Annotated in this window: 14 protein-coding genes and 1 pseudogene; 12 read left to right on the top strand and 3 right to left on the bottom strand. The window is 57.9% G+C overall.

What is annotated here, in order from left to right; all coding sequences use genetic code 11:
• The first annotated feature begins 73 nt into the window (after nucleotides 1–73).
• The 9 genes and pseudogenes from ACZ5A6_RS25915 to ACZ5A6_RS25955 all read left to right on the top strand — a co-directional run bounded on the left by ACZ5A6_RS25915 (nucleotide 74) and on the right by ACZ5A6_RS25955 (nucleotide 9,695).
• The gene (locus ACZ5A6_RS25915) at nucleotides 74–2,023 is read left to right on the top strand and encodes an ABC transporter substrate-binding protein (RefSeq protein WP_060643031.1); all 1,950 of its coding nucleotides are present in this window, start codon (nucleotides 74–76) and stop codon (nucleotides 2,021–2,023) included.
• Nucleotides 2,024–2,143: 120 nt separating this feature from the next.
• The gene (locus ACZ5A6_RS25920) at nucleotides 2,144–3,130 is read left to right on the top strand and encodes an ABC transporter permease (protein ID WP_003517191.1); all 987 of its coding nucleotides are present in this window, start codon (nucleotides 2,144–2,146) and stop codon (nucleotides 3,128–3,130) included.
• Between the two features lie 9 nt (nucleotides 3,131–3,139).
• A complete protein-coding gene (locus ACZ5A6_RS25925; RefSeq protein ID WP_025591532.1) occupies nucleotides 3,140–4,264 on the top strand; it encodes an ABC transporter permease in 1,125 nt (374 codons plus the stop codon).
• An 8-nt stretch (nucleotides 4,265–4,272) separates the two neighbouring features.
• Nucleotides 4,273–5,997 carry an ABC transporter ATP-binding protein gene (locus ACZ5A6_RS25930; protein WP_019565751.1) on the top strand — a complete coding sequence of 575 codons (1,725 nt, stop codon included), beginning with the start codon at nucleotides 4,273–4,275 and terminating at the stop codon, nucleotides 5,995–5,997.
• 44 nt (nucleotides 5,998–6,041) lie between these two features.
• Nucleotides 6,042–7,229, top strand: coding sequence for a galactarate dehydratase (locus ACZ5A6_RS25935; RefSeq protein WP_013637437.1), 1,188 nt, complete (start codon nucleotides 6,042–6,044; stop codon nucleotides 7,227–7,229).
• Nucleotides 7,216–8,082 carry an aldose 1-epimerase gene (locus tag ACZ5A6_RS25940; protein WP_464111606.1) on the top strand — a complete coding sequence of 289 codons (867 nt, stop codon included), beginning with the start codon at nucleotides 7,216–7,218 and terminating at the stop codon, nucleotides 8,080–8,082. The genes ACZ5A6_RS25935 and ACZ5A6_RS25940 overlap by 14 nt, the downstream gene beginning before the upstream one ends.
• 209 nt (nucleotides 8,083–8,291) lie before the next feature.
• A pseudogene (locus ACZ5A6_RS25945) lies at nucleotides 8,292–8,722 on the top strand (DDE-type integrase/transposase/recombinase); the annotation flags it as partial.
• Nucleotides 8,723–8,904: 182 nt separating this feature from the next.
• Nucleotides 8,905–9,201 carry a type II toxin-antitoxin system TacA family antitoxin gene (locus ACZ5A6_RS25950; protein WP_019565754.1) on the top strand — a complete coding sequence of 99 codons (297 nt, stop codon included), beginning with the start codon at nucleotides 8,905–8,907 and terminating at the stop codon, nucleotides 9,199–9,201.
• Nucleotides 9,198–9,695, top strand: a complete 498-nt coding sequence (locus ACZ5A6_RS25955; protein WP_112523883.1) for a GNAT family N-acetyltransferase — start codon at nucleotides 9,198–9,200, stop codon at nucleotides 9,693–9,695. Before ACZ5A6_RS25950 ends, ACZ5A6_RS25955 begins: the two co-directional genes overlap by 4 nt.
• A gap of 278 nt (nucleotides 9,696–9,973) precedes the next feature.
• On the opposite strand, the gene ACZ5A6_RS25960 is transcribed toward ACZ5A6_RS25955, so the two are convergent.
• The 3 genes from ACZ5A6_RS25960 to ACZ5A6_RS25970 are packed head-to-tail and all read right to left on the bottom strand — an operon-like array spanning nucleotide 9,974 to nucleotide 13,047.
• Nucleotides 9,974–10,639 carry a GNAT family N-acetyltransferase gene (locus tag ACZ5A6_RS25960; protein ID WP_464111451.1) on the bottom strand — a complete coding sequence of 222 codons (666 nt, stop codon included), beginning with the start codon at nucleotides 10,637–10,639 and terminating at the stop codon, nucleotides 9,974–9,976.
• The gene (locus tag ACZ5A6_RS25965; protein ID WP_112681656.1) at nucleotides 10,605–11,765 is read right to left on the bottom strand and encodes a Gfo/Idh/MocA family protein; all 1,161 of its coding nucleotides are present in this window, start codon (nucleotides 11,763–11,765) and stop codon (nucleotides 10,605–10,607) included. The genes ACZ5A6_RS25960 and ACZ5A6_RS25965 overlap by 35 nt, the downstream gene beginning before the upstream one ends.
• A 31-nt stretch (nucleotides 11,766–11,796) precedes the next feature.
• A complete protein-coding gene (locus ACZ5A6_RS25970) occupies nucleotides 11,797–13,047 on the bottom strand; it encodes an ROK family protein (RefSeq protein WP_464111452.1) in 1,251 nt (416 codons plus the stop codon).
• Between the two features lie 212 nt (nucleotides 13,048–13,259).
• Here ACZ5A6_RS25970 and ACZ5A6_RS25975 point away from each other — a divergent pair, with 212 nt between their 5' ends.
• Genes ACZ5A6_RS25975 through ACZ5A6_RS25985 form a run of 3 tightly spaced genes read left to right on the top strand, consistent with a single transcriptional unit; the run spans nucleotide 13,260 to nucleotide 17,276 of the window.
• On the top strand, nucleotides 13,260–14,219 hold the full coding sequence (locus ACZ5A6_RS25975; RefSeq protein WP_464111453.1) for an extracellular solute-binding protein: 960 nt from the start codon (nucleotides 13,260–13,262) through the stop codon (nucleotides 14,217–14,219).
• Complete coding sequence (locus tag ACZ5A6_RS25980; RefSeq protein ID WP_464111454.1) at nucleotides 14,216–16,222, top strand: ABC transporter permease; 2,007 nt, start codon at nucleotides 14,216–14,218, stop codon at nucleotides 16,220–16,222. Before ACZ5A6_RS25975 ends, ACZ5A6_RS25980 begins: the two co-directional genes overlap by 4 nt.
• Complete coding sequence (locus tag ACZ5A6_RS25985; protein ID WP_003517174.1) at nucleotides 16,215–17,276, top strand: ABC transporter ATP-binding protein; 1,062 nt, start codon at nucleotides 16,215–16,217, stop codon at nucleotides 17,274–17,276. The genes ACZ5A6_RS25980 and ACZ5A6_RS25985 overlap by 8 nt, the downstream gene beginning before the upstream one ends.
• The last annotated feature ends 1 nt before the right edge of the window (nucleotide 17,277 follow it).

The following is a 17,277-nucleotide window of genomic DNA, read 5'->3' on the forward strand; positions in this document are numbered from 1 at the left end:
CTGGCTGGCCGGGAGGCTGTTGCGGTTCGGTGAAAGCTGTCTCGCTGCCGGTGATTTTTTGGGAGGATAGTCGATGCGCGATGGCGATAAATTTTCACTGGGCGTGACGCGCCGAACCTTTATGGCTGGGCTTGGCGGCGTCGCCGCCGTGTCCGTCATCGGGAGCTCGGCCCTGGCTGCTGCCGGCAAGGAAGCGCCGGAACTGGCAGCCCTGGTAAAAGACGGCAAACTGCCGCCCTTGGCGGAACGTCTGCCAAAAAACCCCATGGTGGTGACGCCGCATGAAAAGATCGGCACCTATGGCGGCACATTGCGCCGCGGCCTGCGCGGTTCGTCGGACCATAACGGCATCCTGCGCATGGTCGGCAACCAGGGGCTGGTGCGCTGGAACATGGACTTCACCGAAGTTCTGCCCAACCTTGCCGAGAAATGGGAGGTCAATGACGACGCCTCGCAGTTCACCTTCCATCTGTTGCAGGGCGCGAAATGGTCTGATGGACATCCCTTTACTGCAGATGACGTGGTGTTCGCCATCGAGGACTGCATCAAGAACAAGGAGCTTTACAGCGCTACCCCGGCGCAGCTCTCCGTCGCCGGTAAGGCGGTCGATGTCGAGAAAGTCGATGATTTCACGGTCAGGTTCAAATTCGCAGCGCCAAACGCGCTCTATCTGGAAAACCTTGCCACGCCGCTCGGCCAGCATCCGACGCTGTTTGCCAAGCATTATTGCAGCAAGTTTCTGCCGAAATACAACACGGCGCTCGATGCCGACGTCAAGGCGGCTGGCGTGTCCAGCTGGACGGAACTGTTCCGCGCCAAGTGCGGCGACATCGAAATTCCGTCGCGCTGGTCGAATGTCGACAAGCCGACGCTCGACCCGTGGGTGGTCAAGGAACCCTATTCCGGCGGCGCGACTCGTGTGGTCATGACACGCAATCCTTACTTCTGGCAGGTCGATACGGAAGGCAACCAGCTTCCCTATATCAACGAAGTCAATTTCGGCATTTCGCAGGATGTCGAATCGCTGATGCTGAACGTCATCTCCGGCAAGATCGACATTCAGGAACGCCATATCAGCGTTCTCGCCAACAAGCCGACGCTGTCGCAGAACATGAAAAAGGGCGATTACCGTCTGTTGACGCTGGTGCCATCGGCTGCGCAGCAGTGCCAGATCTACCTCAATATCACCCACAAAGACCCTGAGATGCGCAAGATGTTCGGCGACAAGTCGTTCCGTCAGGCGCTGTCCATCGCGCTCAACCGCCAGGAAATCATCGACATCGTCTATTTCGGCCAGAGCGAGGGCTATCAGGCCGGGCCGCGCCCGACACATCCCTGGTATCACGAAAAGCTGGCGCGTCAGAACACCGAATACGATGTCGCCAAAGCGAACGATCTTCTCGACAAGGCCGGCTACGACAAGAAGAACGGCAACGGCATGCGGCTCCGGCCCGACGGCCAGCCGATTTTCTTCTCGATCGATGTGATCCCGACACTCTATCCCGATCTGGTCGATGCGCTGGAACTGGTGAAGGCGCAGTGGGCGCAAATCGGCGTCGATATCAAGGTCAACACCATCGAACGCGCGCTGTACTACACACGCGGCGATGACAACGCCCATGATGCGGCGGTCTGGCCGGGTCCGGGCGGTCTCGATCCGATGCTCGACCCGCGTGACTTCTTCGCGTTCCACCCGCAGGGGTCGCGCTACGCCATTCCGTGGGCGCTTTGGTACACATCCAACGGGCAGAAGGGGGAAGAGCCGCCGGAAAGCCAGAAGAAGCGCTTCAAACTGTTCGATGAAGCGCGTTCGACGGCCGACCTTGTCAAGCGCGGCGAGAAGATGAAGGAAATCTTCGATATCGCGGCCGACGAGTTCGAGACGATCGGTCTTTGCCTTGCCGTTGGTGGTTTCGGTATCATCCGCAACAACCTTCGCAACGTGCCGGAGAAAGAACCCGACAGCTGGTCATGGCCCAACCCCGGCCCGGCGTTGCCGCAACAGTTCACCTTCACAAGCTGACACCGCCACATGGGCGTCGCTTCATCAATGCGGCGGCGCCTCTCAGGTTGCTTCGACCACCCGCAAGCCGTCTCGTAGTGGAAGGCGGCGCGTGTGGTAAAACGTGATTGCGAGAACGTCATGCTGCTATTTATCGTAAAACGCCTGCTGTGGATGATACCGTCCCTGTTCGCCGTCAGTTTTCTTGCCTTTGTACTGATCCAGCTGCCACCCGGTGACTACGTGACGACTTACATCGCCACGCTTGCTGCGTCGAACGAAGTCATAGACCACAATACGGCGGCGCAACTGCGAGAGCGCTTCGGCCTCGATGACCCGATGATCGTGCAATATCTCAAATGGATATGGGGCATTATCAGTCGCGGCGATTTTGGCATCTCGTTCGAATGGCAGCAGCCCGTTTCCGGCCTCATCTGGGAGCGCATGGCGCTGACGCTGGTTCTGGCCATAGCAAGCCTTCTCGCAACCTGGGCCATCGCACTTCCGATCGGCGTCTTCTCCGCCGTGCGCAAATATTCAATCGGCGATTATCTTTTTACCGCCTTCTCCTTTTTCGGCCTGTCCATACCGTCATTCCTTCTGGCGCTGGTGCTGATGTATGTCGCGGCGGTGGAATTTGGGGCCGATGTCGGAGGGCTGTTTTCGGCGGAGTACGAGACTGCCTCGTGGAGCATCGCCAAAATGATGGATCTGATGGCCCACATCTGGCTACCAGTTGCGATCCTCGCGGTATCCTCCACGGCAAGCCTCATCCGCGTCATGCGCGCAAACATGCTGGACGAATTACCCAAACCATACGTGACCACCGCGCGCGCAAAGGGATTGTCCGAGTTCCGGCTGCTGACGAAATATCCTTTGAGAATTGCGCTCAACCCATTCATTTCCACGATTGCATGGCTGTTGCCCAATCTCATTTCAGGCTCGGTTGTGGTTGCTATCGTGCTCAATCTGCCGACGGCCGCGCCGCTGCTTTTGCAGTCGCTGATGGCGCAGGACATGTATCTCGCCGGCGCCTTTGTGCTTTTGATCTGCGGGTTGACGTTGATCGGATCACTCATCAGCGACATCCTTCTTGCGCTGGTCGATCCGCGCATCCGTCTCGAATAGGAGGGCGCCATGAGCGATATCGCCATCACCACCAATACCCGGCCGGACCGCGCTGCCGTCGCCTCGCAATGGCAACTGATCTGGTGGGCGTTCAAGCGCCACAGGCTGGCCATGGCCGCCCTGTTCGTCACCATCGCAATGTATATCGTCGCGCTTTTGCCAGGTTTCTTCGCCATCAACGATCCGGTTCTGCAGAATGCGCGCGCCACCTTCCATCCGCCGCAACGTGTGCATTTCATCGATACGACGGACGGCCTCTCGCTTGGTCTGCACTATTATCCGCTGAAGCTGACGCGTGATCCCGAAACGCTGGCGGCGGTGTTCGTCGAAGATACGGCCAAGAAAATCCCGATCCAGCTATTCGGTCGCGGCTACGAATATTCGGTGCTCGGCCTGTTCACCACGGATATCCATCTGCTGGCCTCGACCGACAAGACCCGACCGCTCTTCCTTTTCGGCGCGGATCGCCTTGGCCGTGATGTTTTCAGCCGGGTAATACAGGGCTCGCAAATTTCGCTGTCCATCGGTCTCGTCGGCGTGTTTTTCTCGCTGCTTCTCGGTGTCGTTCTGGGCGGTATCTCCGGTTATTACGGCGGCCGCATCGATTTTGTCATGCAGCGCGTCATCGACTTCGTTTTGTCGCTGCCGACCATTCCCATCTGGCTGGCGCTTGCCGCTGCCCTGCCGCAGGGTTGGCCGGCAACGCTGCAATATATGATGATCACCATCATCCTGTCCTTGACCGGCTGGGCGCAGCTTGCCCGCGTCGTGCGCGGCAGGTTCCTGTCATTGAGGACGGAAGAGTTCGTGGCGGCAGCCCGGCTGGATGGCGTGCCGGAAGGGCGCATCATTTTCCGCCATATGCTGCCGAGTTTTTCGAGCCACATCATCGCCTCGGTCACGCTTGCCGTTCCGGCGATGATCCTTGCGGAAACCTCGCTGTCCTTCCTCGGTCTTGGCCTCCAGCCGCCGACCATTTCCTGGGGCGTGCTGCTTCGCGAGGCGCAGAATATTCGCTCGATCGCAACCGCGCCGTGGCTGTTCCTGCCCGGCGTGGCTGTTGTCGTTGCCGTCATGGCGCTCAATCTGCTCGGCGACGGTCTGCGTGACGCAGCCGACCCCTATAACAAGTGAGGCCCCGGATGAGCGATATTCTCTCCATGAAGCCAGACCGACCGCTGCTTGACGTCCGCAATCTGGTCACCGAATTTCCCGTGCGAAACGGCATTTTCCGCGCGGTAAACGATCTGTCTTTTTCCATCGATCCCGGCAAGACGCTCTGCGTTGTGGGTGAAAGCGGTTCGGGCAAATCCGTCACCGCCCGCTCGATCCTGCAGATCATCGACAGCCCCGGTTACATCGCTTCCGGGTCGATCATCCTCAACCGTGCCGACGGCACGTCGTTGGATCTCGCAAAGCTCGATCCGCGCAGCCGGGCCATCCGCTCGGTGCGCGGCGCAGACATCGCGATGATTTTTCAAGAGCCGATGTCGTCGCTGTCGCCGGTGCATACCGTCGGTGATCAGATCACCGAAGTTCTGCGGCTGCACTTGAAGATGAGCAAGGCGCAGGCACGGGCGGAAGCCATCGAGCTGCTGCGACAGGTGGAAATTCCCAACCCCGAAAAGGCGCTGGATCGTTATGCCTTCCAATATTCCGGCGGCATGCGCCAGCGCGCCATGATCGCCATGGCGCTGGCCTGCAAACCGCAACTGTTGATCGCCGACGAACCGACAACCGCGCTGGACGTCACGACGCAGGCCGAAATCCTCGACCTGATATCGCGGCTGCAAAAGGCGCATGGCATGGCGGTGCTGTTCATCACCCACGACATGGGCGTGGTGGCGCAGATTGCCGATGACGTGCTGGTCATGCATCACGGCGTCGCCAAGGAATATGGCACAGTCGATGAGATATTCCACAATCCACAAGACCCCTATACGCGCATGCTGATCGGCTCGGTTCTGAAGCTTGAGCAGAAGGCGGAAATCCGGCTTGCCCGCCCGCCGCTCGATCTTGCCGCGGCGCCTATCCTGGAAGTGAACGACCTCTCGATGCACTTCGGTGAGATGAAGGCGCTGGATGGCGTGTCGATCAAGCTGCTTCCGGGCGAAACGCTCGGCATCGTCGGCGAAAGCGGCTCCGGCAAGACCACCATGGGCCGCTCGATCATGCGCCTCTACGATCCGACCGGGGGCGAGATGCGCTATCGCCGGGCGGATGGCACGGTGGTCGATCTTGCCAAAATCGAAGGTGCGGAGCTGAAAGCGGCGCGGCGTGAGTTGCGCATGGTTTTTCAGGATCCGTTCGGTTCGCTCAATCCGCGCATGACGGTGGCACAGGTCATCGGCGAGCCGCTGCTGGTCAACGGCATTGCGAAAGGCAAGGAGCTGGATGAGCGCGTCTGCGCCCTGATGGAGCAGGTGGGTCTGGACCCTGCCGGACGTGAGCGTTATCCGCACGCCTTTTCCGGCGGCCAGCGCCAGCGCATCGGTATCGCCCGCGCCATCACGCTCCGGCCGCGTATCATCGTTGCGGATGAGGCGACGTCGGCGCTCGATGTTTCGGTGCGTTTCCAGGTGCTGGACCTGCTCATGCGGCTGCAGGACGAACTTGGCCTGGCCTACATCTTCATCAGCCATGACATCGGCGTCATCAGATACATGTGCGACCGCGTCGGAGTGATGTATCGCGGCAAGCTTGTTGAGGTGGGAGACGCCGAAAAAGTCTGCAACGCGCCGGATCACCCTTATACGCAGGCACTTCTGTCGGCCATTCCGCGCCCGGATCCGCGCGACCGCGACCGCACGAGAAGGTTCCGCTACGTCGAGCCGCCCGAGATCAAGAACGGAGCTGCTGCCAGATAACAGCGCGGCTGTTGCTTCTCGCAATTCAAGAGGAAGACCAAAGCATGAAAATCGATCGCATGCGGGTATTCGTTACCCGCGACAAGGACCGCCCCCGCGTTATCGTCGCTCTCGATACCGATGACGGTTTGACCGGCTGGGGCGAATGCTACAATCACGGCCCCGATCTCGCATTGCCCCCGGTTCTGGATTACCTCTACGGCTTCCTTGCCGGGCAGGATCCGACTCGGGTCGAGTATCTCTACAATCTCCTCCTCCAACAAAACCGCTTTCCGCCCGGAGCACTTGGTCTTTCGGCAATCTCAGCGCTTGACCATTGCCTCTGGGACCTTGCCGCCAAGGCGGCAGGCGTGCCTGTCTACAAGCTTCTGGGCGGCGAAGTGCGTGACCGTATCAAGGTTTACGCCGGCGTCTACACGGCACCGGATGCACCGGCGGCAAGGGAAGAATTCGATCGTCTCAACGAAGATTGGGGGTTCACAGCCTTCAAGCTAAGCCCATGGCGCGTCGATATTCACGCCCATCGCTGGGGTGAGGTGGTGCGCAGTTCGGCCGAATATTTCCGCTCGCTTCGCGAAACGGTGCGGCCCGACTACGATATTGCCTTCGACGCGCATGCCAAGATTTTCGAGCCTGCTGCCGCTCGTCAACTGGGCAATGCGCTTGCCCCTTATGATCCGCTATTTTTCGAAGAGCCGTTGCGTCCGGAAAATATCGAGATGTGGGGAGACCTGAAGCAGGGGCTGAACTGCACGCTGGCAACGGGTGAAAGTCTTTACAATCGCAATGACTTCCTGCGTCTTCTGCAAGTCCGGGGCGCCGATATCATTCAACCCGACATCTGCGTTGTCGGTGGTATTTCGGAAATGCGCCGCATCGCCACGCTGGCAGAGGCGCATTTCGTCAGCATCGCGCCGCACAACCCGATGGGGCCGCTCGCCACCGCCGTCAACGTGCATTTCTCCGCCGCCCAGCAGAATTTCCGTATTCTTGAATACAGGCTGCCGAAGGGGCAGTGCTATGTTTATGGTGGCACCGACCTCGAAAAACGCGAGGATGAAACGCGCTATGTTGTCGACCCTTACCTGCCAAAGGATGGATACCTGGAACTGAGGCCGGACCGACCGGGTTGGGGAGTCGAGATGGATGAAAAGGCCATGCAGGAAGATGGCTATGTTCACTGGCAGCGACGCGTGCCGAAGCGGCCTGATGGCTCATATGCTTTTGCCTGAAACGGTTACGATTGCCTTCAGGAAGCTTTCGGCCCGCCTCCGCCCTTCCTGGGGTGGAAGGATGACGCATCTGCACCACGAGGATCACGGCGATATTCTGGTGCCGACAGCGGGGGAGTCTTTTGACCCGTTGAACTGGCCGAGGGCAGGTGCCTATCCGCTCATTCCTTACCACAACAGGTTATATGGCAGCTCATTCGTTCACGCGGATATCCGGCACGACCTTCTTCCACATCCCGCCCTTTCGCCTGATGCCATGCATGGACCTGCTCACCGACGATCGTGGGATATTTCCATCCTGGCGGCCGATCAGTGCACGCTGGTGCTTGACTATAAGCCGGATGCTGAGTGGCCATTTTCCTTCCGCGCTGAACAATCTTTTATGCTTGAAAGCAACCGTCTGACGGTGGAATTGTCGATAACCAATCTGGAAAACCGGCCTGTGCCGGTTTCGCTTGGCTGGCATCCCTATTTTTCGGCAGAATTGGGCTGCGACGCCAGCACCGATGCCAAACTGCAATATCCCCTCGATGTGCGGAACGTGCCAACCGGCCAGCAAGCGGTGCCCCGCTCGAAACCTACCATTCCTGCTTCGACGGGATACACCTTGCACTTCACCGACTGGTCATATGCGCGCATCGGTTTTGACAGTTTTTCACTGTTGCTCGAGGCCGACCCTGTTTTTAGCAATCTCGCTGCCCACCGTATGGACCGCTATCTTTGTCTTGAACCCGTTTCCATGGTCGCCGGAGCACTTGGCTTACCGGAACCAGAGCGAAATAGCCGCGGCGTCGAAACGATCTCGCCCGGTCAACGACTGTCTGGGTGTATTAGACTTTCTATTGAAAGTTGACAGGGGCGTAGGTGCCTCACGCACATAACGGCTATTCCGGGCGCTCCGCCTGTCTTGAACCCCGCGCAATCAGTAAGGTTATGCGTTCCTATCTCAAGGATATCCCCTGGCGATCAACGTCTTCCGAGCGGCGGCGTATGCCTCCTGCAGCGCCTAGTGGCCTTAGCCCGTCAAGAGGCGTTGTCACGCTAAACGCCTTGCCGTTGCCCACGTTTTGGATTGGGCGCGCAGTCGATCAGGATGGCGTTGTTCTCGAAGAAATATTACAGAAGCGACGTGACAAAAGGGAGGCCAAGCGCCTAGTCGTGTCTTTGATGAAGCGCTGTGGTTTTGCTCCCTAGCGGATCATCACTGACAAGCTGCGCTCCTACGAGTGCGGCAAATGCGGACGTGGCTGCCGGCCTTAACAATTGGTCGCACAACAGCTTCAACAATCGGGCCGAGAACCGCCATCTGCCGTTTCCAACCGAGAACGAACCCTGCACGGTCGCTAATCGCCGGGAGCGTTGCAACAGTTCGTTTCTATGCACTGCGCTACCCACATCGCTTTTCTGTTTCCGCCCGCCGCCGCGCCGCACAAACAATTCGCTACCGCCTCGAAGCGTTCGATGCATCGAAAATTGCTGCCTGCATCGCTTGAAAATTCGAGCCGCTGCCTTTCTCGGCCTAGGTAACTTAACGTGACAACATCCCATGAGGTTATGCTTCAAGCCGGCGTCTGTCGTGCGCTCGTCCGCAGGCGAATGTAACGACATTATCTTTACGACGCTTGTAAAGATAATGTCGTTACGCTATATAAATGCGCTTGGATAGGAGTTTCCCATGCCGACCTCACACACGGGTAAGAGCCCGGACGCAAGTGTGCCGCTGAATATGCGCATCAAACCTGCTACTCGCAACTTGATCGATCGCGCCGCAGAGTTGCTCGGCAAAACGCGCACAGATTTCATGTTGGAAGCTTCCGAGCGCCGTGCGGAGGAGGTGCTGCTCGACCGTACAATCGTCACGGTAAGCCCCGAAATTTATGCCGAATATCTTGCCCGTCTCGATGCGCCTGCACAGCCCAATGAGCGTCTAAAGCGCACGATGTCGACCAAAGCGCCCTGGGATGAGGCGTGACTCTCAGCGCACCAGTCCCTCTGGCCGATCATCACGAACTGGCCGAATTCAATTCTGGAGTGCCTGAACTGGACGACTGGCTTCGGCGCCGTGCCCGGGCCAATCAAGCAGGCGGCGCGTCGCGGACCTTTGTCGTGTGCGACGAGAGCCGCGTCATCGCGTACTACGCCCTGGCCTCTGGCTTCGTGAAACCGCCGGAAGTGCCTGGTCGCTTTCGGCGCAATATGCCTGATCCAATCCCAGTTGCAGTGCTTGGCCGCCTCGCCATTGATCAATCCTGTCAAGGGCGTGGTATCGGCAGGGCATTGGTGCGCGACGCGGGTTTGCGCCTGCTGAATGCCGCTGAAGTGCTCGGGATCCGCGGCGTGCTGGTCCATGCGATTTCTGATGACGCACGAGCCTTCTACGAAGCCGTCGGCTTCCTGTCTTCTCCGTCCGATCCCATGATGCTGATGGTCGGTTTGCACGACCTCAATAACGCGCTGAATACCTAAACGAAATTCATCAATAATTTTCGATTGAGTCCATTCCACTGTGTTTCTAAGCCAATGGAACTGCTCCAAAAAGTCTGACAACAAATGACGTTCGGCGGGTTCGTACCCCTTCAGGGCAAAAGACACTTTGTCGCAAAACGGAGTGAACTATAAAAGCCAGCTCGTCATGAAAATCATTTCTGGAAAAGTTTTGGTTATCCTCGAGCTTCAACAAAAGAAAACAAAAGGCGCTACAGCTTGAAGAGCGACGTTAGAGATCGCGACGCGCTTTAAGTATTTCATTCAATCAGTCGCTTCGCCATCACGATCGATGGTGTCCGGTCAATTTCCACAAAGCCGAATTTGGCGTAAAATGCTACGACCTTTTCGTTATACTGATTAACGCCTAGATGGACGCCTCTTACGTCAGACCTCGTTAAAGAATCCAGTTGATGTCGCAGCAGCGACGACCCATGGCCGCCATTTTGGATCTCAGGCAGAAGATTGATATGCAGATGGGCGGGGTAGGGCCGTGTGACCTCAGCCGGGGTCTTTCTTGCGCTTCGAATATAGGAAAGAACGTTCTCATCCTCTACTGTCCGTGTTTCGAAATCGCGGAGCTCTTCCTGCAAGGACGGCCACCATGCGGCCTCGAGCCAATTTTCATAGGCAATCGTATCGGGTGCGGCGACACAGTAGCCCATGACGACGTCATCCTTCGTCAGCACGAATGCAGTTTCTGCGCAGAAGCGGACATAGGGCAGCGCCCATAAGAGTCCGGGAAGTCTCGGGTCAGAGTAGTATTGTGATCCGTCTTCGCCTCGATCCGAAGTGCGCACACATATGTCGAGGATCGCCGTCTCATCGGACGGTCGGGCGTTGCGGATGATAACGGATGACAAAGACGCTGGCATGGTCATAATCGCGGCCTCAGGCAGCCACATGAGGGGTGCGAAGCGCGTCATCGAAGCGCTGCCAGGTTTCAGCAAGCTCGATGGTGCGCCGGACACGGCGTGCCTCATCGATCTTGATCGCGACGAGCCCCGCTTCCAAGGCTGAGACGATATTGACGGGCAGGGGAGAGGCCTCGGTCAGATGCCTGTAGATATCCGAGGCCATCTGATCATCTGCGCCATAGTGATCGCTTTCGTGCCCCTCGTAACGCCGCTCGACTAGCTTTTCGCCTGTTATTGCAGAGTGCACCTCGAAGCGATTGCGGATGAAATCGCCTTCGGCCATTCCCTTGCTACCGATCACGCAGAAGCGGCGAAACTGATCTGGAACGTTGAGATTGGTATGAAACGTCATCGTCGCCCCGCCATTATATTCGATAATCGCGGTCTGATAGTCGATAATATCGCCGTCACTCTCAAACACCGCGCCACCCTCTAGCCAGCCGCTCGGCTTTTTATAGAATTCCCGCTGTTGAAACGCGGAGAACTGATCCGGTTTGTTTTCCGCGATAAACGACTTTCGGCCGCCGAAGCTGGCAACGGCCATGGCCCGCTGCCCAACAACGCTGCCATAGAGGTCGAGATCGTGGCAGCATTTCTCCAAGATAAACGGCCCGGCATAGCGCGTATGCCGTCGCCAGTCCCGCATGAAGAACGCTCCGTGGTAGGGTGCGATATGCTCGGATGCCTCAATCGACGTGATGGCGCCGATTTGACCTTGCGTCTGCGCTGCGCGCAGATCCCGATAAAGGTCAGAGTACCGCAGAACGAGCCCCACCATAACGCTTTCATCGCCATATTCGGCAAGCAGACGCGCCATCGTCATCGTCTGGTTTTCGTCGATCACCACCGGCTTCTCCGTGAAAACCCGCACGCCTGCGCGCAATCCCGCGGTGATATGTTCCAGATGGAAAAGATTGGGCGAACCGACCATAAGAAGATCCGGCTTCGTCTGCGTCAGCATAGCCTCGATGGTTTCGAAACGTCGCGGCGCCGCCATGCCTGCCGACTGAATGGCTGGCAGCCCAGCAGGCTGCGGGTCCATCAAGCCGACAATTTCCAGTTCAGGGCAGGCCTTGCGGAAGGAGGCAATGACATTGGCAAGCCGAAAGCCGAGCCCGGCAATTGCGATTTTCATGTTTTGGTCCTGTCGGCAAGAGTTATGTAAATCAGGATGACGTGTCGTCATCCGTTGGCGCGCCTGCGACCCGATCGAAGCGTCTTTCGAAATCGATCGTCTGGCTGCGTCCGCGCATGGATGAGAGGCGCCTGAAGTCTGGGCTGCCATGGGCAATCACAGGTAGCATGGCAGCGCCGATCGCGGCGGCCTCCGGCCCTAGAGCGCCAGCACACAGCCGGGGAATTTCGCGGTGGCTTCGGGCGCTGACTGACGGCAAAAGGGGATAGGCCCGGTCGATGAGGGAATTGATGAGCGCTGGTGGAAAGTGCCCTCCAACCACGATGGTCTGCGGGTCCATGATGTTTTCAAGCAGCGACACCAGCAACCGCAGGCGCTTTGAATTGAGATCGAGCCATCGCATCAGAATACTGTCGCGTTGAGCGTAAAGTTTCTCCAATGCCCCAGGCCGCGCAATCTCCCTGCTTTCGCACGACAGCATCGCTGCAAGCTCGTCGATCGAAAACGGTGTCTGTTTCCCCGCATCTGGATTGGCAAGTTCCGCCGGCCATGTCAGGAGACCGATTTCTCCGGCATTGTTCCAAAATCCCTGGAGCGGCATGCTGTCATTGATAATGCCTGCCCCAAGTCCGTGCCCGACGAAAATATGGACGTAGTGGCTCAGTCCTCCCGCACTTCCCACCCTCAGTTCGGCAACTGCTGCGGCTGTGGCGTCATTCTCGATAATGGTGGGGAGGCCACATGCATCTTCTATGGCTTCCGCCACCGGCATACGGCTCCACGCATCCCAACCCGGCGGGCCGACGGGATGTTCGAATTCGGCCTCCTGCAATGTGGGCATCGCGATGCCGATGCCCCAGGCGGGACGATCCGCCGTAACCGACCGCAGACGCTGCGTCATATCGGCAATGGCACGGATGGTGTCGGATGGATCTTCGAGCGATGCGGAGGCGGTTTCGCGACCCAACTCCTGCCCCGCCAGATCGCAGACGATGCCCAGAAGCCCGTCGCGATCCACGTGAATACCCAGGCAGCAGCCGGCCTCGGCCCTGACCCACATCTTCTTTTGCGGCGCACCGCGCGCGCCCTCTTGTTGGATGGTTTCCACAACCACTGAACGGTCTATCAGGTCCTTGCAGATATTGGACATGGTCTGCGGCTTCAAGCCTGTCACATCAACAAGGTCACGCCGGCTTATGCCATTGCCAGATCGGATAAGATCGAAAACGAGGCGACGGTTGTAGCGGCCGGAATATGTGTGATTGCTGCCCATCAAGCTCATCGGGGCCAATTCCTATTTAATAAATTAAATGGAATTTATCAGCCCAGCCTATGGGCGTCAAGCAGTTCGCAATGCAGATAATCTTAGCCTTCAGTCATAATACTGTAACGTAAGGACCGTAATTCCGCAGAAAAGGCGGCTTGATTTTTAATCTGGTAAATGGATTAATAGGGTCGCCTTCTTCTCAGTGACTTTAAAAAGGGAACATAGTCATGCTGAAATGGACCTTGCGGCGTATCATGGCGGGCGCGTTGGCGTCGGCGTCGATCATCAGTGTCGCGAATGCCGGAGAACTTGTGGTCTACACCGCTCATGGGGAGGCGACATCTGCTCCCATCCTCGACGCTTTTGCCAAGGAAAATCCGGATGTGAAGGTGACCGTCGTGCGCGGCGGTACTGGCGAGCTGATCGAGCGCCTGCGTGCAGAAGGTGGCAATTCCTCGGCAGACGTCATGTGGGGCGGACCGACGCAGACCTTCGAAGAAAATGCAGCCCTCTTCCAATCGTTCGAAAGCAAGTCCGACGCCGACATGGTGACTAACGATCCCAATCACATCTGGCATCCGTTCACGGTGCTGCTGCAGCCGCTGGTCGTCAGCACCAAACGCGTCGAGGCCGGCTCCATACCAAGGACGCAGAAAGATCTCGTCTCACAGGACTTCGCAAAGAACGGTGGCCTGATTATTCCAGACCCTGCAAAATCCGGCACCGGCTATGTCATTCTTTCCGCTCTTGCTGGCAATTTCGGTTGGGATTTCGTCGGTCAAATGGCCAAGGGTGCGCGCATTGCTCCCGGTTCCGATGACGCCTTCAACGCCGTACGCGACGGTGAAGCAGCAGTTGGCTGGATTAACGAGGATCTGGGTGCCAAGTGGAAGGCTCAAGGTCTGCCGATCGAAATCGTCTATCCGACCGATGCGGTTACCGGCCAGATCGATGCGCAAGCCATCGTCAAGGGCGCACAGCGCATCGAAGACGCCAAGAGCTTCATCGATTTCCTCGGCAGCAAGACGGCGCATGAAATCGTTCGCGACGCCACCGTTCGACGCTCGGCACGCAAGGATGTAACGCCTCCCGCCGCTCTGCCTGACATGGCTACGCTCACGATCGTATCCGCTGTCGATCCGCGCCCTGTGGTCGTGGCTCGCTTTCAGGAGCTTCGCGGAAAATGAAGGTGCTGCGCGACAATTGGCTGATATTTTCAATCGTCGCGCTCGTGCTCTGCGGCCTGACGATTGTTGTCCCGCAGGTTCGCCTCATGGCCGCCTCCCTCCTGGAGGAGGGCGGCCGTTTTACTCTTCTGCATAATAAAGACGGCTTGCAATTCGTCCCGGAGATGACCGCCCGATACAGCGTTGCTAAACTTTCTGACGGCGTTGCGATAACGCTGAGTTCGACTGACAGTCTGACTGTAGACGTCCAGGATGACCGAACGCTGCGCCTCTCTTCGCAAGAGCCGATTTCGGTTGGTAAGGACGAGGCAGGTTTACTTGAACTCGATCTGGGCTCGGCTCGGTTCACGCTTTCGCAGCAGGCGCCCCGGGGGCTATTCGCGACAACTTCACCAGCACCCTTAGATATCAACGCGCAGTCGCTCAACACTGTCCTGCTCTCACATGCCGCGAACGCCTACATCACCTTCGAAAACAAATCGCTGTCGCTCTCTGCTGTCCACTATACCGACTTCTTTACACGCTCGGAAACCCTTTCCGCCACGGTAAACAGCCTGCTGATCGCGTTGACGTCCACCGGACTTGCCGCTTTGATCGGCGTATCGCTGGCTTATCTTATCGCACGTTACCGGGTCGCGGGCAGCACTGCTATCGTCTTTCTTGTCACTATGGCGTCCGTGTCTCCACCATTTCTGGGGGCGTACGCCTGGCGCTTGCTCCTGGGACGAAACGGCGTTCTGACCAACTATCTCGGCCTCGATGTCTCGATTGTCGGCTTGCATGGCGTCATTTGGGTCATCACCTGGCTGGTCTTTCCAATCATCTTTCTGCTCAGTCACAGCTCGTTTCAGAGTTTGGACGCTGGCCATATCGAGGCAGCGGAAAGCCTTGGTGCCAAGCCGCCTCGTGTGCGCATGACGGTCGAAATTCCGCTGGCACTTCCCGGCATCATCACCGGTCTCTATCTGGCAACGATGGCAGCCCTGTCTGACTTCGGAACGCCGCGCATCATTGGCCTCGATGTCAACGCACTGCCGGTTCTGATCTATACGTCCTTCCTGAGTGAGGCAGGACGCAATCCGGCGCTTGCGGCCACAGGGTCGATGGTGCTCATCACCATCTCGAGCCTGTTCCTCATGGCGCAGCAAATCTATTTGGCGCGACGCGGTTTTGCCGTGGTGTCGTCGCGGGCGCTGGAACGCAAGCCGCTATCGCCTCTTACTCATGTCACAGTGCTTGGCGCGGTCATCATTGCCCTTCTCATGGCATTCACGCCCCACCTGACGGTGCTGGTTTCCAGCTTCATGGAATGGCGGGTCGGCCTGCCCAGGGCGAACTTTACGCTGGAGAACTACGCCACTATGTGGCGCACCGGCATGGGGCCGGCTTGGGTGACCTTGTCGCTTGGTATTGCCGGAACGCTGGCGGCAACAGCAATCGGGTTGGGGATTGCATATGTGATTATACGCAAGCGCTACCGGATCATTGCCCCCGTTCTCAGCCTCACCGTCATGATGCCCTACGTCATTCCCGGCACGGTGCTCGGTATCGGTCTCATCATGATGTTCAACAAGGCGCCGCTGCAACTGACCGGCACCTGGTTCATCCTTCTCCTTGCCTATCTCATTCGTAACCTGCCTTTTACGGTGAAGGCGTCGGAGGCGGCCCTGAGGCGCGTTCACCCGGCTCTCGAAGAGGCCGCAATCAGTCTTGGAGCGCGCCCATTCAGGGTCTTCTTCACCATAACGGCACCTCTGGTTCTGGCGGGTGCGGTAACCGGTGCAACGCTCACCTTCCTTCACATCGTCACGGAGCTGTCGTCTACCATCGTTCTCTATCGTCCGCCGTGGAAGCCGATGACAGCCGTGATCTTCGAAAACACGCTGGTCGATGCCGATTTCGGTGTCTCCGCGGCACAGACCATCCTGCTGATGCTGATCATTTACATCCCTCTCTATTTCATTGTCCGCTACGGCCAAATTCGAGGAAATTCCGGTGGTTGAAACCTCATCTTCCAAAACTCCAACCCAAGGCTGCGAGGTCGTCATCGACGCCGTCTCCAAGACCTTTGGCAATCATGCAGTTCTGAAAGACATCAGCCTCACGATCAGGCCCGGCGAATTCTTCACGCTGCTAGGGCCGTCCGGTTGCGGCAAGACGACACTATTGCGCGCCATTGCAGGCTTCCACCCAATCGATGGCGGAAAAATCCTGTTCAACGGGCAGAACGTGACCTCGCTCGCCGCCTGGGACAGAAATATCGGCTTCGTCTTTCAGAACTATGCGCTATGGCCAAACCAGACCGTGTTCGACAATGTCGCTTACGGGCTCAAACTGCGTAAGGTTCCGAAGAACGAAGTTGCTGAAAGGGTTCGGGCCGCACTGGCCCAGGTCGAGCTTCACGGCGTCGAGAAGCGCTATCCCGCAGAAATGAGTGGTGGTATGCAGCAGCGCATCGCGCTGGCGCGTGCACTCGTCATCAACCCGCCGCTGCTTCTCATGGACGAGCCCATGTCCAACCTTGATGCGCGTCTTCGCGTGGCTCTTCGCCATGAACTGCGCAGTCTGCAGAAGAGACTCGGTCTCACAGCAATCTATGTGACGCATGATCAGGAAGAAGCCCTCGAAATGTCGGACCGGATCGCCGTGATGCAGAATGGAATCGTGCAGCAGCTTGCAGATCCCGAAACAATTTATTCGCGACCGGCGAACCGCTTCGTTGCCGAGTTCGTCGGTAGCGCAAACTTTCTGGAGGGTGAATTTGATGAGGCCGGCTTCCAGATGGCTGACGGATCGCGACTTCCTATCACAGGAAGCGGCCACCGCGGTAAAGGCACACTTGTCGTACGTCCCGAACAGGTAATGACCCGCGAAAACGGCAGCGCTCTCGTCAATGCAACGGTGAAAGATCGCCGCTTCATGGGCAAGGCCTGGACGCAGAGCCTTCGACTTGAGAACGGTGCGACCATCTCGGTGGAAACACGACACGCACTCGATCTCGACTCTCGCGTCGGTGTGGATTTCGAGACGATAACTTTTCTACCCTCGGGAGTATGAG

The sequence above is a fragment of the Agrobacterium sp. 6Ca8 genome, assembly GCF_055382765.1.

Bases quoted from the DNA above. Each gene is read 5' to 3' on its own strand.
- ACZ5A6_RS25940 (WP_464111606.1), top strand. From the start codon at position 7,216: ATGCTTTTGCCTGAAACGGTTACGATTGCCTTCAGGAAGCTTTCGGCC.
- ACZ5A6_RS25935 (WP_013637437.1), top strand. From the start codon at position 6,042: ATGAAAATCGATCGCATGCGGGTATTCGTTACCCGCGACAAGGACCGC.
- ACZ5A6_RS25920 (WP_003517191.1), top strand. From the start codon at position 2,144: ATGCTGCTATTTATCGTAAAACGCCTGCTGTGGATGATACCGTCCCTG.
- ACZ5A6_RS25930 (WP_019565751.1), top strand. From the start codon at position 4,273: ATGAGCGATATTCTCTCCATGAAGCCAGACCGACCGCTGCTTGACGTC.
- ACZ5A6_RS25915 (WP_060643031.1), top strand. From the start codon at position 74: ATGCGCGATGGCGATAAATTTTCACTGGGCGTGACGCGCCGAACCTTT.
- ACZ5A6_RS25980 (WP_464111454.1), top strand. From the start codon at position 14,216: ATGAAGGTGCTGCGCGACAATTGGCTGATATTTTCAATCGTCGCGCTC.
- ACZ5A6_RS25950 (WP_019565754.1), top strand. From the start codon at position 8,905: ATGCCGACCTCACACACGGGTAAGAGCCCGGACGCAAGTGTGCCGCTG.
- ACZ5A6_RS25925 (WP_025591532.1), top strand. From the start codon at position 3,140: ATGAGCGATATCGCCATCACCACCAATACCCGGCCGGACCGCGCTGCC.
- ACZ5A6_RS25970 (WP_464111452.1), bottom strand. From the start codon at position 13,047: ATGAGCTTGATGGGCAGCAATCACACATATTCCGGCCGCTACAACCGT.
- ACZ5A6_RS25975 (WP_464111453.1), top strand. From the start codon at position 13,260: ATGCTGAAATGGACCTTGCGGCGTATCATGGCGGGCGCGTTGGCGTCG.
- ACZ5A6_RS25965 (WP_112681656.1), bottom strand. From the start codon at position 11,765: ATGAAAATCGCAATTGCCGGGCTCGGCTTTCGGCTTGCCAATGTCATT.
- ACZ5A6_RS25960 (WP_464111451.1), bottom strand. From the start codon at position 10,639: ATGACGCGCTTCGCACCCCTCATGTGGCTGCCTGAGGCCGCGATTATG.